Source organism: Bacillus sp. B19-2 (assembly GCF_022832475.1).
GTDB lineage: Bacteria > Bacillota > Bacilli > Bacillales > Bacillaceae > Bacillus > Bacillus paralicheniformis.
In genome coordinates this window covers 536,867-552,767 of sequence record NZ_JALHKQ010000003.1, presented here as the reverse complement: position 1 = coordinate 552,767, position 15,901 = coordinate 536,867, and the positions used below count along the sequence as shown (strand labels likewise).

The window sequence follows — 15,901 nt, the reverse complement described above, 5'->3', positions numbered from 1 at the left end:
TTTTAATCACGCTGATCTGTTTTTTTCGCTTTTAATGTCTTGTGAGCCTCTTCGACAATTTGATTGATCGTTTCTTCTGCTATCGGCGTGCCGGGCTGCGCCTCTCCGTCCCAATGCAAATGGAGAAGGAATTCGATGTTGCCGTCGCCGCCGGTAATCGGCGAAAACGAGGCGTTTCGGCAGTCGTATCCTTCCCGAGCTGCAAACCGGCTGATGTCATCAAGCACAGCTTGATGGACGAGGGGATCGCGGACGATCCCTTTTTTCCCGACGGATTCCCGCCCTGCTTCAAACTGCGGTTTGACGAGAGCGATACAGTCGCTTCCCGGCACTAAAATGTTTTTCAGCACAGGCAGGATGATTCTCAGTGAGATAAATGAGACATCGATCGTCGCGAACTCCGGCAGTCCTTCCGTAAAATCGGCTGGTGTGCAATACCGGAAATTAGTGCGTTCCATCACAACAACCCGCTCATCCTGTCTCAGCTTCCAGGCGAGCTGATTATACCCGACATCAACGGCGTATGAGCGGAGAGCACCGTTTTGCAGCGCGCAGTCTGTGAAGCCGCCGGTGGAAGAGCCGATGTCAATCATCAGCTTGCCTTGAACGGAAAGCTGAAACTCTTTTAATGCTTTTTCAAGTTTTAATCCGCCTCTTGAGACGTATTTTAACGGGTTTCCTTTAACGGTCAGCGGAATCGTGCGGTCGACCTTTTCACCCGGCTTGTCCAGTCTGTTTTCATTCGTATAGACGATGCCGGCCATGATGGCTCTTTTCGCTTTTTCCCGCGTTTCCATTAACCCTCTTTCTACTAATAAAACGTCGAGCCGTTCTTTTTTTCCTGTCATGATCCAATTCCTTTATGAGTCTTTACGGGCGTCAAGAGTCTTATTCGTCTGATGACGTCTTCTTTTGTCATTCCGATCTCTTCCAGAAGCTTGGCGACGCTGCCATGTTCAATAAATTGATCAGGTATCCCCATTCTGTCAATGATCGGGCTGTAAGACTGATGTTCATGGGCATACTCAAGGATCGAGCTGCCGAATCCGCCTTGAAGCACAGCCTCTTCGATCGTTAAAATCGGAAGCCCTTCGTTCAGGATTTCCATCAGCATGTTTTCGTCAAGCGGCTTGATAAAACGGGCGTTAACCACTCTGACCGAACGCCCTTCTTTCTGCAGCTCCTCCGCGGCAGCAAGCGCCATCGGAATGGTGGTGCCGAATGTTAAAATGACCGCGTCTGTCCCGGGTTTCAACACTTCCCACGTTCCAATCGGGATCGTTTTCAATTCTTTATCCATTTTGACGCCGAGTCCGTTTCCGCGCGGATAGCGCATGGCAATCGGGCCGTCGTCGTATTTGACAGCCGTGTTGACCATGTGCTGGCCTTCGTTTTCGTCTTTCGGCATCATGAGAACCAAATTCGGAATATGCCGTAAAAAAGCAATGTCAAACACGCCCTGATGTGTTTCCCCGTCAGCGCCGACAAGGCCCGCCCTGTCAATGCCGATAAATACATTTAAGTTTTGCCGGCAAATATCATGGACAACCTGGTCATAAGCGCGCTGAAGAAATGTCGAATAAATCGCCAGAAACGGCTTCATATCCTGAGTCGCGAGACCAGCCGCCATCGTTGCCGCATGCTGTTCCGCAATGCCGACATCAAACATGCGCTCCGGAAACTCGCTCGCAAACCCTTCAAGTTTTGAACCGACAGGCATGGCCGGAGTAATAGCCACAATCCGTTCATCCTCGCGGGCAAGCTTCCTGACCGTTTCGCTTACGAGCGCGCTCCATGATGGCGCAGCGGCTTTCGGCTTAACAAAATCACCGGTATCGATTTTATATGGGCCGGTTCCGTGCCATGTGCCGGTTTTATCGGTTTCCGCAGGCTTATAGCCTTTTCCTTTTTTCGTAATCACGTGGAGGAGTACCGGGCCTTTCGTCTTTTTCGCATACTGCAAATTTTCAAAGAGTTCATCATAGGAATGACCGTCTACAGGCCCTAAATACGTAAATCCGAGCTCTTCAAAGAACATCCCGGATACCAGCAGGTATTTAAGGCTGTCTTTGATCCGCTCGGCTGTAGCGGCAAGCTTCCCGCCAACAGCAGGAATCCGCTTGAACAAATACTCAAGCTCATCTTTGACCCATTGGTATTTTCCGGCTGTGCGCAGCCTTCCGAGCATGGAATGAATCGCTCCGACGTTTGGAGCGATGCTCATTTCGTTGTCATTCAAAATGACAATCATGTCTTTTTGCTCATGGCCGATATGGTTAAGCGCTTCAAGAGCCATGCCGCCGGTCAGTGCACCATCTCCGATGATCGGGATGATATATTCGTTTGTCCCTTTCAAGTCTCTCGCAGCTGCCATCCCCATCGCACCGGAGAGAGAAGTCGAACTGTGGCCCGTTTCCCAGACATCATGTTCGCTTTCATTCCGCTTTGGAAAACCGCACAGTCCTTTATGCTGACGCAGCGTGGCGAAGTCCTTTCCGCGGCCGGTCAACAGTTTATGGACATACGATTGATGCCCCACATCCCACAAAAACTTATCTTTCGGGCTGTTAAATTCTTTATGCAATGCAATGGTAAGCTCGACAACGCCGAGATTCGGACCAATGTGCCCTCCGGATTCAGAAAGCGTTTCAATTAAAAAACGGCGAATTTCAGCGCTTAAATCTTCCAGTTCTTGATTTGAAAGGTTCTTCAAAAATGCAGGGTCCTTTATCGATAACAGATCCAATCGGATCAACTCACTTTCAGCATGATTTCTGCAAGTATGCGCCTTGCTTCATTTTAAGTTTCAGCTTGAATTATTATATGACGAATTCATCCCCATGCGCAAACTTGCATATGCGGACGCTTCGTTTGAAAAAACAGCCGCTAACACAACGTGATAACGGCGCGGCGTTTTAGAGTTCAACTCTTTACATTTTATCATAATAAGCCTTTGATGCTCAAATGGAAGCCCTGTAAATCAATGATCCCTTGCGGCAATCATATCGCAGAACTCGTACATAAGCTCTTTTTCAAGCGGAAGCTCTGAAATCAGCCGTTTTGCTTTTTCAATATGTTCATCAAGCTTTTGGCTGGCGCCCTCAAGCGAAAGGAGCGACGGATAGGTCGATTTTCCGTTTGTCTCGTCAGATCCGATCCGTTTGCCGATTTTATCCTCTGAGCCTTCAAGGTCGAGAATGTCATCTCTGATCTGGAAGCCGATGCCGATATGATGGCTAAATTCGCGGAGCTTTTCGATCTCCTTTTCAGATGCATCTGCTAGAATCGCCCCCGCGATGACGCTGAAGCTGAGGAGTTTAGCCGTTTTTCCTTCGTGAATCCGCTGCAGTTCATCAAGAGAGACAGACTTTGATTCCGCTTCCATATCTAAAATCTGACCGCCGACCATGCCTTCAGCCCCCGCTGCCGATATCAGCTCATTCACCAGTCTGATGCGTTTTTCAGCGGATACATCAGAAGGCATATTGGAAGTGATCATTTTGAAGCTTTCGGTTAATAAGGCGTCTCCGGCGAGAATGGCCGTCGCCTCCCCGTAAATTTTGTGGTTTGTCGGCTTTCCCCTTCTGAGGTCATCGTCATCCATACAAGGGAGATCGTCATGGATTAATGAATACGTATGGATCATTTCAACCGCGCACCCGACCGGAATTCCGGCTTCTTCGTCTTTTCCGTACGCATGAAGAAGCGCAAGAACCAAAATCGGTCTCAGCCGTTTCCCTCCGGCTTCCAATGAGTACAGCATCGATTCCTTGAGAATGGACGGTGCTCGCAGGTCTTTAATATACATCGGAAGGCGTTCTTCGATTACTGTTTTTCTCGAATTTAAAAATCCGTCAAGTTTACCGGTCACCTTTTTCCTCCTCCCGAACACTGAAAGGAGCTAATTCCCCATTTTCCCGCAAAATGTAGTCCATTTGCTTTTCGACATTTTGCAGTTTTTCGTGGCACATTTTCGAAAGCGCCATCCCTTCCTGGAAATAATCGATCGCCTTTTCCAAAGGCACATCCCCTTCTTCAAGCTTTGATACGATCTGTTCCAGACCTTTCATTGCCTCTTCAAATGTCAGGTTCTCCCGGTTTGTTTTGTTTTCTTCAGCCATTTGTTTCGCCTCTCTTTTGCAGTACCTCACAGGTCAATGTCCCGTCGTTTAATGTGACGCGGATCTCGTCTTTTTCATCAACCTGTTCAATACTTTTAATCAATTCGTTTTCTTTATATGTCAAACTGTACCCTCTTTCCATCACTTGGAGAGGGCTTAATGCATTCAGTTTACCAAGAACCGTTTGAAACTGCGAGTGAATCTGCTTCAGCTGCACATCCATATTCCGCTTCAGCCGGACTGTTTGCTCTTCATGCCTCTTTCTTGCTTGTTTAAGCTGCTCCTCGGGATGAAGCATCTCCAGCTTGTATGTCTGTTCGTTCAGTTTTTGTTTTTTGCGTTCAACGGTCATCGCCAGCTGTTTTTGGAAACGGTCGAATATCAGGTCGAATTCCTGTTCCTTTTGGGCATACAGCCGTTTCGGGTAGCGGAAGGCATAAGAGGACTGAAGGGTTTTCACCCGCTCCTGCCGCTTTCTTAAATCCTGCTGCATCGCTTTTGCAATTCTCGCTTCGAGCGTTTTCAGACGCTCCCGCAAATCAAGCATATTAGGGACGGCCAGTTCGGCCGCTCCTGTCGGGGTCGCCGCGCGCAAATCCGCGACAAAATCGCTGATTGTAAAATCCGTTTCATGCCCGACGGCGGAAATGATCGGAATGCCGGAAGAAAAAATGGCCCTGGCGACAGCCTCTTCATTAAATGCCCACAGCTCTTCGATCGATCCTCCTCCGCGTCCGACGATTAATACATCGCATAACTCTCTGCGGTTAGCCTCTTTAATGCTGCTGACGATGGACTCGCCCGCGTTTACTCCTTGAACGAGCGTTGGAAAGACGATCACTTTTACAAGGGGGTATCTTCTTTTAATGGTGGTGATCACATCGCGTACAGCCGCTCCGGTTGGAGACGTGACAACACCGACGACGGATGGGAACGCGGGGATGGGTTTCTTATGTTTTTCATCAAACAAGCCTTCTTGCGATAGCTTTTTCTTAAGTTCCTCATACGCGAGATGAAGCGCACCTATGCCGTCAGGCTGTATTTCTTTTGCATAGAGCTGATAGTTGCCGCTCGGTTCATATACCGAAATGCCGCCTCTCACCAATACTTTCATCCCGTTTTCAGGGGTAAAGGCGAGATTTCTGTTTTGTCTGGCGAACATGACGGATTGAATGCGGGCGTTATCATCTTTCAGTGTAAAATAAATATGGCCTCTGCTATGTATTTTAACATTTGACAGCTCGCCCTTGATCCAAATATCTTCAAGATGGGGGTCCACGTCAAATTTGCGCTTAATATATTTTGTCAAAGCCGTGACCGTGACAAATGAAATTTCACTCATGGCACAGTCTCCTTTCTAAGAAGGCACAAGCACGTTCATCCGCCGGCGCGAGACCAGGCGGATGAACGGCTGCACATTAAAGTTAAATTGTACGCTTCGCTGATTTAACCGTGTTATGGGCCAGCATTGTAATCGTCATCGGACCGACACCGCCCGGTACGGGTGTAATATAGGAAGCCTTTTCCTTCGCTTCTTCAAAATCGACATCACCGACGAGCTTTCCGTTGTCAAGGCGGTTAACGCCGACATCAATGACAACGGCTCCCTCTTTCATTTGATCCGCTTTGATGAAATTCGCCTTACCGACAGCGACAATCAGAATGTCGGCTTTTTTTGTGTGAGCCGTAATGTCGGCCGTTCTTGAATGGCAGTACGTAACGGTTGCGTTTTCGTTCAAGAGCAGCTGCCCTACCGGCTTTCCGACGATATTGCTTCGCCCGACGACAACAACCTCTTTTCCCGACAGATCAATCTCGGTTTTCTTTAAAAGCTCCACGATGCCCGCAGGCGTGCAAGGCAGAAATGTATCTTCGCCGAGCAGCATCTTTCCTACGTTTAATGGATGAAAACCGTCAACATCTTTGTCAGGGGATATTCTTTCAATCACCGCTTGTTCGGAAATATGATCCGGAAGAGGCAGCTGGACAAGAATTCCGTGAAAGTCGTTATTTTGGTTGTACTGGTCAATCACTTCAAGAAGCTCCTGTTCGGAGAAGCTTGCATCGAAATGATCCAGCTGAAAACGAATCCCCATGGCTTCAGCTGCTTTTTTCTTTCCCCGTACATATGAAAGAGACGCCGGATCATCACCAATTAAAATAACGGCCAGTCCCGGGGTCACTCCTTGTTTTTTCAGTTCTTCAACTTCCTTGGCCAGCTGCCCGCGCTTTTCCTTTGCTGTTTCTTTCCCGTCGATGATGATTGCTGTCATTTGCTCTCCTCCTAGATTATTCAAGATCGGATTTAATGTTAGAAAGAACACCGTTTACAAACTTCGCCGACTTGTCATCTCCAAATTGCTTCGCCAGTTCAATCGCTTCATTCATAGAGACGTTGACAGGTATGTCTTCTAAAAAGATCATTTCGTAGGCGGACAAACGCAAAATCGCACGGTCGACATTCGCCAGCCTGTCAAGCTTCCAATTGACGAGATGCCGTTTGATCATCTCATCGATTTTCTCTTTGTTCTCTAAGACCCCGTAAACAAGCTGCTCGAAAAAAGCGTCGCTTTCCTGCCCATCCAAGGCGTGCTGCATCGCTTCATTCGGATCTGTATCACTGACATCAATCTGGAATAGTGACTGCAAAGCCTTTTCTCTTGCTGTTCTTCTTTTCATTCTTTCTTTTTCTCCTTTAACCCTCTTTGCTGCTTGCCGTTTAAGCCACAAAGAGATCATATCATATTTTTAGTCTTTCCGCATGCAAAAATCGCGGTTTTATCGTCAATAACCGAATAATAAGAAACAATCATTTATTATCATTCGTTTTTCGAACTTCTTTGCAAACTTTCCGGTTCCTCTTATTTTTGGTCGATAACAGCGGAAAGATGCTTTGAAACGTCATTTTTTAAAACGGAACATGAAAAAACCAAAGGGCCGTCATTCCCCTTGGTTCTTCCACTTCACCGCACTACATCTCTTGATCGACTTCCACCTCGTGCGTTTTTGAATCGAATTGAATGCCAACGATGTGAATATTGATTTCATTAATCGAAAGAGCTGTCATATTGAGAAGCGTCTGGCGGATATTATCCTGAACGGCATTTGCAACTTTAGGAATCGAAACGCCAAACATCATCACGCAATAAACATCAATGATAATTCCGTCATCTGACAAATCAACTTTGACGCCTTTGCCGTGATTCTTTTTTCCAAACCGTTCCACGACACCTGTCGCAAAATTGCCGCGCATTTCAGCTACGCCTTCAACTTCGGAAGCTGCGATTCCGGCAATGACTTCGATGACTTCCGGAGCGATTTCCACTTTTCCTAAATGATTGTCTTCATGGCTCATTTCCAATAAGCTGTTGTCGTCTTTCAATATGTTCACCTCCGTTAAAATTACGACCCCATTACATCATATATTTCTAAAAACTTCGTATTAAATTCTCCGCTTACGAATGTTTCGTGCTCGAGCAGTTTCAGATGGAACGGTATCGTCGTATGAACGCCTTCGATGACGAATTCGCTCAACGCTCTTTTCATTCTTGATACAGCTTCTTCCCTCGTCTTCCCGTATGTGATGACTTTTGCAATCATGCTGTCGTAATAAGGGGGAATCGAGTATCCCGGATAAGCCGCAGAGTCCACTCTGACGCCGAGCCCGCCCGGAGGCAGATACATCTCGATTTTTCCCGGAGAAGGCATGAAGTTTTTCTCAGGGTTTTCCGCATTAATCCGGCATTCGATGGCCCAACCGTTAAAAGTGACTTCATCTTGGGTGAGGGTTAATTTTTCGCCTGACGCCACTCTGATCTGCTCTTTAATCAAATCAACGCCCGTCACCATCTCTGTCACCGGATGCTCAACCTGAATGCGCGTGTTCATTTCCATAAAGTAGAACTTCTGCTCGCGGTAATCGTAGATAAATTCAACTGTTCCCGCGCCCGTGTACTTCACGGCTTCAGCCGCTTTGACGGCCGCCTGACCCATTTGCTCCCTGATTCCTTCATCAAGCGCAGGTGAAGGGGTTTCTTCAAGCAGCTTTTGGAGCCTTCTTTGGATTGAGCAGTCGCGTTCACCCAAGTGAATCGTATTTCCGTGTGTGTCCGCAAGCACTTGGATCTCGACGTGTCTGAAGTCTTCAATGTACTTTTCAATGTACACACCCGGGTTGCCAAAAGCGGTGGCCGCTTCCTGCTGAGTGATTTTAATGCCGTTGATCAGTTCTTCTTCCGTACGAGCGACCCTGATTCCTTTTCCGCCGCCCCCGGCAGTTGCCTTTATAATGACAGGATACCCTATATCGCGCGCCAATGAAACCGCACCTTCAATATCTTCAATAATTCCTTTGGAACCCGGTACGATCGGAACGCCAGCCTGCTGCATCGTTTCCCTGGCAACATCCTTTGTCCCCATCTTAGAGATCGCGTCTGCTGTCGGGCCGACGAAGGTTACGTTTACCTCTTCGCAAAGCTCGGCAAAATCGGCGTTTTCCGCCAGGAAGCCGTAGCCCGGGTGAATCGCATCAGCGCCGGTCATTTTGGCGACGCTGACGATGTTCGTGATATTCAAGTAGCTGTCTTTTGAAAGCTTAGGTCCGATGCAAAACGCTTCATCAGCCATCTGAACATGGAGCGCCTCTCTGTCGGCCTCGGAAAAGACGGCTACCGTATCGATCCCCAGTTCTTTACAAGCTCTGATAATTCTGACAGCAATTTCTCCCCTGTTCGCAATTAATAGCTTTTTGATCATCTTATTGCTCCTTACTCTGCTTTTACTAAAAATAAAGGTTGTCCGTATTCAACCAGCTGGCCGTTTTCAACCAATACTTCAACGATCTCGCCTTTCACTTCGGCTTCGATCTCATTAAAGAGCTTCATCGCTTCCACAATGCAGACGACAGAGGATTCTGTTACCTTCGAACCGACTGTTACGTAAGGGTCGGCTTCAGGCGAAGAAGACGCATAAAACGTTCCGACCATCGGAGAGGTGATTTTGTGGAGGTTTCCGCCATCTTTTGCGGCTTCTTCTGCTGCAGGCGCATCCTGAACTGGCGCTTGCTTCGCCGGCGCTTCCGGAGCCGGTGTTTGAACAGGCGCTGCGGCCACTTGCTGGATGGTTTGCACGGTTCCGCTTTGTTTTTTCAGTTCAACCTTCGATCCTTCGTTTTCGTATGTAAATTCATTTATCGAAGATTCATCAATTAATTTTATCAACTGTCTGATTTCATCAATGTTTAACATGCTATCGCACTCCTAATGAAAAAGATTTTACGCATTTATCAGTTAGTACTAAAAGTACATACTATATTCATCTTACAGGAGAGGAATGCCGAATTCAACTACAATCATGAGCGCCCTGCATCAACAGGGGCCTCAGACATAAAAAAATCCCGCTTTTTGCAAGCGGGACATGTTTAATCTGCTGGCTCGAACGTCACAGCCACATCGTTTAAGTTTTTCACTTCTTTTGCGACGATGTCGATGATATCGGTGGCAGCGGCCTTCGAGTGCTCCTTCGCCTTCACCGTAATATTGACTTTATCGCCGTCTGCATTGACCAAGGCGTCTTTATAGCCTTTTGTTTTGATCAGGGTTTCAAGCGTCTTTTCCGTTCCTTCAGCTTCGCTGAGCTCTGTCATCTTGTCGTAAGCTTCGCTTTTTTCTTTTGCCGTCGCTTTATCGCTTCTGACGATTTCGGTTAATTCCTCCCTCTCCCTGCTGCGCTGATCGTCCATTTCCATGCGGTATGTCGTGAATAAATCTTCATCACCGGATGATTCTTTTGTTACGACTTCTCCGTTCTGTTCACTCGCAGACGTTTCTTTATCTTTTGCGTCTTTCCCTTCAGTTTTGTCTTTAGCAGGCGCTGTATCTTCTTTGCCATCCTTAGCAGGCTCTTCTTTCATCGGTTTTTCTTTTTCAGCGGCGACTTGTTCTTTGTCATCCACCGTGACGACATTTTCTCCTTCAGGCGACATAATGTAGTAGACACTCAGCACAACGACGAGACTTAACATGGTTAAAAGCCAAACCGTTTGTTTTTTCAGCATCATTTATGAATCCTCCTTCATTTTTTTAGGGGCAACAGCGACGCGGTGGCTCGGAACATCAAGAACCCTTGTCACTGCTTCAATGATGGTCTTTTTTATTTGAACGTTGTCGACTCCTTGAGCGACAACGAGAACACCCCTGATATCGGGCTTTTTCGTCTGAACGACGACAGGCGTCTCTTTATCTCCGTTTTTGATGATGACAATTTCTTCGTCGGAAGACATTTCAGACACCGTTCGCTTGCCTCCCTGTTTATCTGTCTCATTCGTTGAAGTCTCCTGGGTTTTTCTATTTTTCTCGAATATTTTCAATGAGGTTGCGTCAACATTGACGACGATTGATACGTCTTCAACGCCGATGATCGTTTCCAATATGTCTTTGAGCTGATTCTCATATTCCTGTTCGTAATCTTGGATCGAGTCCTTCGGTTTGTCATCTGAAGCGGGTTTGAACACTTCTTTTTCACCCTCACCGCTCTGTCCGGCGCTTTCAGACGAAACTTTTTGTGAAGCCGCCGGCTGATCTGCCGCTCGATCTGGAGAAGGTTCGGGAGAGAAGATTTGACTGACGAGCATGAAGGAAACGCCGAGAACAAAAAGCAGCAGAAAGTAGTGATATTTCGTCAGCTTTTTCCCGTTTTTCTCGTCTTTTGGCAGCAGGTGGCTGATGAGCTTTTCGATCCAGGTTCTTTTATTCATTGCCGCTTCGTTCTCCCCCTTCAATATGAACTGTAATCTTGTCGGGGCTTATTTCCCATATGCCTGCAAGCTGTTCTCTGACTTCCCCCGTCTCTTTCTTTTCTCTTTCTCGCAGTGGCTGGTAGCCGCGATCCGTATTGATTTCGACAGGAGCGACGGCTTGGACCGTTTTTTCGGATGCCGGTTCCATGAATACCGAGACTTCCGCATGCTTACTGAGGTCTTTCTCTGTTTCCAGCTGGCTGTCAGAAGAGACCGTGACTCGGTCAATCTTGTATTTGTCGCTTGTAAACCTTCCCTCTGCGCTCTTTTTCAATTGAACAGCCATCTGTTCTAAGATATATGCTTGTTGTGAGGCTTGTATTTCTTTTTTTTCTGAATTCAGCTGATTTTTTATTTCGTTTGACTGAACTTGTCCGTTTTTTGTAAGCCTCTCAAAGATGACATCCGGATCGGTCCTGAATAAAGAGAAAATCGGATTCAGTATCACAACGATCAAGAGCAGGCTGATCACCATTTTCGCGTATTTTTGCATGCTCGAATTCGGCAGAAGCATATCGATGACGATCGCCATCAGAATAAATAGAATAATGTTCGTGAGCCACTCTGTCAGAAATTCCATCTCATCCCTCCCTACTTCATCATCATCGTCAGATTCCCCGCTGTAATGATCACGGTTAAGCTTAAAAAAAACATCAGCGAAACGATGGCCATGGCCGCGAAAATATAGATGACGCTTTTGCTGATGACGTCCAGGCAGCTGATCACCGGACCGCCTCCGAGAGGCTGGAGAACGGCTGCGGCAATTTTATATATGAGCGCGAGGGAGAGGATTTTGATCGCGGGAAAGGCTGCGATGCAAATCAAGATCGCCACGCCGAGTATCCCGACGGTGTTTTTCAGCAGGAGAGACGCGCTGATCACCGTGTCCGTCGCTTCGGTAAACATGCGGCCCAATACGGGGATGAAGTTTCCGGTGATGAATTTGGCCGTCCGCAAAGTAATGCCGTCCGTCACTGCGGCTGAGGCGCCCTGAACCGAGATGACACCGAGGAACACGGTTAAAAATGCAGCCAGCGTGCCGATCGCCGCATTTCTGAGGAGCTGGGCCAGCTGTGTGACTTTATACTGGTCCGTCATCGTGCTGACAATGCTTAAAATCGCTGATAAAAACAAAAGCGGCAGCACGATATATTGGATAAACAAGCCGCTCGTGTTCATGAGAAAGAGAATGACCGGATGAAAAAATGCGGCTGAGGCGGCTCCTCCCGAAGTCGCCATCAGCGCTAGAAGCAGAGGTACGAGCGACAAGATAAAACTTGTCATCGTCTGGATCGCTTCATTCGCATATGTGACGGCAACCCGAAAGCTGTTGAGCGCAAGAATGATCAGCACCATATAGACAATTGCATACGCCACTTTGCTGACGGTGCTTTGCTGAAAGGCGTTTTGCAAAAGCTGAAGCAGCACGCAGAAGATGGTCAACAGGATCAGCGTCCCGAGCAGTTTCCCGTTAGCCAGCACTTCATGAAACAAGTAAGAAAACAGCGCTTTGCCCCATTCCTCAGGCGAAAAGTGCTTTTCACCTTTGACAAATTCAAGCAGGCTTCCTTTTTGACTTTCGGGAAGGTGTCCCCCATACTCAGTCAAAATGTTGTTCCAGAACTCCCCGACCCGGTCGAGCTCCAAACCTTCAGCCTGCTTTCTGGCCATCGCTTCAGCCGATTCTTCCGCGGCGGGTTCCCCAGCCGGCTCCGCTTCTTTTGGCGAAGCTTGTACATCACGCGCTCCAAAGCATACGATTCCGATGATCAAGAGCCAGAACAGAAAACGCTTCACTCAGGGAAATCCTCCTTTTTGACTAAGACATGGAAGGGATGAGTCCGATGATCGTTTCGATAATGACGGTTAAAATAGGCACGGCCATGACTAAGATGAGGATTTTGCCTGCCAGTTCGATTTTTGAAGCAATCGCACCCTGTCCGGCATCCTTCGTCAACTGGGCGCCAAACTCCGCTATATAAGCAATCCCGATAATTTTCAAAATCGTTTCGACATACATCATGTTGATGTTGGCATTGGCAGCTATTTTTTCAATCATCCGAATGATTTCGTAGACTTGATCGACTAAGAATAAAAAAATCGTGCATCCGGCAAAAACGACAATCATAAAAGCAAACGTCGGTTTTTGCTCTTTCACAATCAAGCTGAGGAAGGTGGCGATCATTCCCAATCCTACGATTTGAACGATTTCAATGAGTGAGCCCCCCTATCCTTGAAATAGAAAGACAGCTTTTATCTTTTGGAACAGATCATCGACAACAGTAGCCACCATGAACAATATATAAATAAATCCTAAAAGCGTGACCCATTGGGCATATTCCTTCTTCCCCATTTGATCCAGTATGGTGTGAAGAAAAGCGACGACGATCCCGACGCCGGCAATTTGAAAAATAATATTTACGTCTACTCCCATTTCGTGTATGCTCCCCTCTTCATTACATCAATAGAAGAATCAGCAGCAGTCCCGACAAGAATCCAAGGCTCTTCACCATTTTTTCATTTTTCGCCTGGGCGAGATTTGCTTCAGCTTCCTCTGTCTCTAAATGGGTTAACGCCAGTTTGATATGTTTTTGCTGAGAAATCAGATCATGACGGCCAAGCGTTTCGCCGAATTGCCGTAAAATCTCGTATTCTTTCTTTTTGAGAGCCGTTTCGGGCCATACTTTCTCCAAGCTGTCTTCCCATGCCGTCCCCGCTGAAGCGCTGCCTTTTTCCAGCTGTTCTGCAAATGTCTGAAACAAAGAAGCTATCGGTCCGGAAACCTGGTGTGCAATCTGCTTTGATGCCTGAAGGAGCGGTGTGTGCCCGTACATGATTTCAGCCTCTAAAGACTGCAAAGCGGCCAGCAGCTGGCGGATTTGCTTCGGTCTATCCCTGAAAGGCTTCGCCATTTCAAAACCTGTCCATGTGGCTGCTGCCAAAATAAGCACGGCACCTAAAAGCTTCAGCATGATAACATCCTCTTCGCCGCGCCGAGCGGCTCTCCGTTCCCGTTTAAGATGCGGCTCAGGCTGCCGGGACCGTTCTTTCTGGAAAGTTCCACGATTCTCTCAAATACCCGGTGCTCCTGAAGCATTTTCAATGATGGACGCCTGGCCATATCGGCATATGTGCAGCCGTGAGCCGAAACGATGACAGACACCCCCGCATGGACCGCTTCCAAGAGCGCTTCTGCATCTTCCATTCTTCCGATCTCATCGGCGATCATGACCTCCGGACTCATCGATCTGATCATCATCATCAGGCCTTCCGCTTTTGGACAGGCGTCAAGGATGTCTGCCCTGTCGCCGAGCCGATATTGCGGGATGCCGTTTACACAACCTGCGATTTCAGACCTTTCGTCAACGATTCCCACTTTTTTGGCAGGCGCGTTGCCGCTTCCTGAGCTGATCAGCCTGGCGAGATCTCTGAGCAGTGTTGTTTTTCCGGTTTGCGGCGGACCGATGATCAGCGTGTTCAGCCACGAGTTTTGAAATAAATGAGGGACATACAGTTCGGAAATGCCGATTTTTTCTTTGGCAATGCGGATATTAAATGATGATATTTCTCTGATCCCTTTGACTGCTCCGTTCTCGACGACAACCCGGCCGGCAAGCCCCACGCGGTGACCGCCTCTGATCGTGACATATCCTTTTTTCAATTCCTCTTCCAGTGTATACATGCTGTAATTTCCCAGCCTGTTTAAAAGAAGCGCCGAGTCTTCAGGTGTCGCCGCATAAGGGAGAAAGCGCGGCTTTCCTTTGTTCACCAGTTCGAGCGGACGACTTGTCCGAATCCGAATTTCTTCTATCTGATTGATTTCATGGTCGCCAAGACCGCTGAGCGCGCGTTTGATCGTATCGGGGAGAATCTCTGTGATGTGATGCAAAAACACTCCCTCCTCTTTTTGCTTGTCTTCTATAAAAATGTATGATCAAAGGAAGACATTATGACAAGTCGGTCTCTCTTATCATGTGTCACTATTTATAGATCCCCGCGATGATCAACACCACTCCCATAAAGATCAAAATCAGCTTTGCGTAAGAAAGCTGCCCTGCAATCTGATAGATGCCGATTGTCATTGTAATAATAAAGATGAGCGGCCCGACCATCGCAAGCACGCTGTTGACCGCCACGGCTTTTCTGACGTCATTTGTCAAAAGCATCACAACAGCCGCCGTCAGTTCGATCAAAGATGATACCACCCTTAACGCCGCCATTGTCAAAACCGTCGGATTGACTTGTCCAAAGAAAAGCTTCATGATCTTAAACCTCCAGTAACACTTCCTCTTTTTTTTACAATCTATGCTCTCCATTGAAAAAGTAGTCTTCCGATTTTTCTATTTAGCCTGTGAGAGGTAAAAGATTTCAGACAGCAAAAAAAGAGCCGGCTTCAATGAAGCCGGCTCTTTCCCGCTGTTACTCTTATGCTCTTGATACGTAAGATCCGTCAGAAGTATTGACAACAAGCGTATCTCCTTCGTTTACGAAGAACGGCACGTTGACAACAAGGCCTGTTTCTGTTTTTGCCGGTTTTGTTCCGCCTGAGGCTGTGTCGCCTTTGATGCCCGGTTCTGTTTCAACAACTTTCAGTTCGACCGTATTCGGAAGTTCGATTCCGATCGTCTCTGTCTGATACATCATGATGTGGACAGACATATTTTCAAGCAGAAATTTGAGCTCGTGTTCGATTTGCTTCTCGTTCAGCTCAAGCTGCTCGTAAGATGTCGTATCCATAAAAACGTGCTGGTCGCCGTTGGCATACAAGTACTGCATCGTTTTCGTTTCAATTTGGGCGCGCGCCACTTTTTCACCTGCGCGGAATGTTTTTTCCTGAATCGCGCCTGTACGAAGATTTCTCAGTTTGGAGCGGACAAATGCCGCACCTTTTCCCGGCTTAACGTGCTGGAAGTCAACAACGCGCCAGATGCCTCCGTCTACTTCAATCGTTAATCCTGTACGAAAATCGTTTACTGAAATCATG

General features: G+C 47.4%; 20 protein-coding genes. All 20 read right to left on the bottom strand.

Annotated features, from left to right (window positions below):
* Window positions 1–2: 2 nt before the first annotated feature.
* A complete protein-coding gene (locus MST20_RS15250; protein ID WP_243943190.1) occupies window positions 3–848 on the bottom strand; it encodes a TlyA family RNA methyltransferase in 846 nt (281 codons plus the stop codon).
* Entirely contained in the window at window positions 845–2,746 is a 1,902-nt protein-coding gene (dxs, locus tag MST20_RS15245; protein WP_243943188.1) for a 1-deoxy-D-xylulose-5-phosphate synthase, read from the bottom strand. Before dxs ends, MST20_RS15250 begins: the two co-directional genes overlap by 4 nt.
* Before the next feature lie 234 nt (window positions 2,747–2,980).
* Window positions 2,981–3,871 carry a polyprenyl synthetase family protein gene (locus MST20_RS15240; RefSeq protein WP_243943186.1) on the bottom strand — a complete coding sequence of 297 codons (891 nt, stop codon included), beginning with the start codon at window positions 3,869–3,871 and terminating at the stop codon, window positions 2,981–2,983.
* The gene (locus tag MST20_RS15235; protein ID WP_043927838.1) at window positions 3,861–4,121 is read right to left on the bottom strand and encodes an exodeoxyribonuclease VII small subunit; all 261 of its coding nucleotides are present in this window, start codon (window positions 4,119–4,121) and stop codon (window positions 3,861–3,863) included. Before MST20_RS15235 ends, MST20_RS15240 begins: the two co-directional genes overlap by 11 nt.
* The gene (gene xseA / locus MST20_RS15230; RefSeq protein WP_243943183.1) at window positions 4,114–5,463 is read right to left on the bottom strand and encodes an exodeoxyribonuclease VII large subunit; all 1,350 of its coding nucleotides are present in this window, start codon (window positions 5,461–5,463) and stop codon (window positions 4,114–4,116) included. The genes MST20_RS15235 and xseA overlap by 8 nt, the downstream gene beginning before the upstream one ends.
* Before the next feature lie 82 nt (window positions 5,464–5,545).
* The gene (folD, locus tag MST20_RS15225) at window positions 5,546–6,394 is read right to left on the bottom strand and encodes a bifunctional methylenetetrahydrofolate dehydrogenase/methenyltetrahydrofolate cyclohydrolase FolD (RefSeq protein WP_243943181.1); all 849 of its coding nucleotides are present in this window, start codon (window positions 6,392–6,394) and stop codon (window positions 5,546–5,548) included.
* Between the two features lie 16 nt (window positions 6,395–6,410).
* Complete coding sequence (gene nusB, locus MST20_RS15220) at window positions 6,411–6,800, bottom strand: transcription antitermination factor NusB (protein ID WP_165427536.1); 390 nt, start codon at window positions 6,798–6,800, stop codon at window positions 6,411–6,413.
* A gap of 292 nt (window positions 6,801–7,092) precedes the next feature.
* Window positions 7,093–7,476 carry an Asp23/Gls24 family envelope stress response protein gene (locus tag MST20_RS15215; protein ID WP_031304734.1) on the bottom strand — a complete coding sequence of 128 codons (384 nt, stop codon included), beginning with the start codon at window positions 7,474–7,476 and terminating at the stop codon, window positions 7,093–7,095.
* A gap of 47 nt (window positions 7,477–7,523) precedes the next feature.
* On the bottom strand, window positions 7,524–8,876 hold the full coding sequence (gene accC, locus MST20_RS15210; RefSeq protein ID WP_243943179.1) for an acetyl-CoA carboxylase biotin carboxylase subunit: 1,353 nt from the start codon (window positions 8,874–8,876) through the stop codon (window positions 7,524–7,526).
* 11 nt (window positions 8,877–8,887) lie between these two features.
* Window positions 8,888–9,367 carry an acetyl-CoA carboxylase biotin carboxyl carrier protein gene (gene accB, locus MST20_RS15205; RefSeq protein WP_075752405.1) on the bottom strand — a complete coding sequence of 160 codons (480 nt, stop codon included), beginning with the start codon at window positions 9,365–9,367 and terminating at the stop codon, window positions 8,888–8,890.
* A 173-nt stretch (window positions 9,368–9,540) separates the two neighbouring features.
* Window positions 9,541–10,179: a SpoIIIAH-like family protein gene (locus MST20_RS15200; protein WP_075752403.1), complete on the bottom strand. Its 639-nt coding sequence runs from the start codon at window positions 10,177–10,179 to the stop codon at window positions 9,541–9,543.
* Window positions 10,180–10,875, bottom strand: coding sequence for a stage III sporulation protein AG (gene spoIIIAG / locus MST20_RS15195; RefSeq protein ID WP_243943178.1), 696 nt, complete (start codon window positions 10,873–10,875; stop codon window positions 10,180–10,182).
* Complete coding sequence (gene spoIIIAF, locus MST20_RS15190) at window positions 10,868–11,497, bottom strand: stage III sporulation protein AF (protein ID WP_243943176.1); 630 nt, start codon at window positions 11,495–11,497, stop codon at window positions 10,868–10,870. Before spoIIIAF ends, spoIIIAG begins: the two co-directional genes overlap by 8 nt.
* 11 nt (window positions 11,498–11,508) lie before the next feature.
* On the bottom strand, window positions 11,509–12,714 hold the full coding sequence (gene spoIIIAE / locus MST20_RS15185) for a stage III sporulation protein AE (protein ID WP_243943173.1): 1,206 nt from the start codon (window positions 12,712–12,714) through the stop codon (window positions 11,509–11,511).
* 22 nt (window positions 12,715–12,736) lie between these two features.
* Complete coding sequence (gene spoIIIAD, locus MST20_RS15180) at window positions 12,737–13,132, bottom strand: stage III sporulation protein AD (protein ID WP_256164082.1); 396 nt, start codon at window positions 13,130–13,132, stop codon at window positions 12,737–12,739.
* 12 nt (window positions 13,133–13,144) lie between these two features.
* Entirely contained in the window at window positions 13,145–13,351 is a 207-nt protein-coding gene (gene spoIIIAC / locus MST20_RS15175; RefSeq protein WP_003183409.1) for a stage III sporulation protein AC, read from the bottom strand.
* Window positions 13,352–13,373: 22 nt separating this feature from the next.
* Window positions 13,374–13,889 carry a stage III sporulation protein SpoIIIAB gene (gene spoIIIAB / locus MST20_RS15170; RefSeq protein WP_075752397.1) on the bottom strand — a complete coding sequence of 172 codons (516 nt, stop codon included), beginning with the start codon at window positions 13,887–13,889 and terminating at the stop codon, window positions 13,374–13,376.
* Window positions 13,883–14,806 carry a stage III sporulation protein AA gene (gene spoIIIAA, locus MST20_RS15165; protein ID WP_243943171.1) on the bottom strand — a complete coding sequence of 308 codons (924 nt, stop codon included), beginning with the start codon at window positions 14,804–14,806 and terminating at the stop codon, window positions 13,883–13,885. The genes spoIIIAB and spoIIIAA overlap by 7 nt, the downstream gene beginning before the upstream one ends.
* Before the next feature lie 91 nt (window positions 14,807–14,897).
* Complete coding sequence (locus tag MST20_RS15160) at window positions 14,898–15,179, bottom strand: YqhV family protein (RefSeq protein ID WP_003183412.1); 282 nt, start codon at window positions 15,177–15,179, stop codon at window positions 14,898–14,900.
* 163 nt (window positions 15,180–15,342) lie between these two features.
* Entirely contained in the window at window positions 15,343–15,900 is a 558-nt protein-coding gene (gene efp / locus MST20_RS15155) for an elongation factor P (protein ID WP_020452147.1), read from the bottom strand.
* Window position 15,901: the final 1 nt, after the last annotated feature.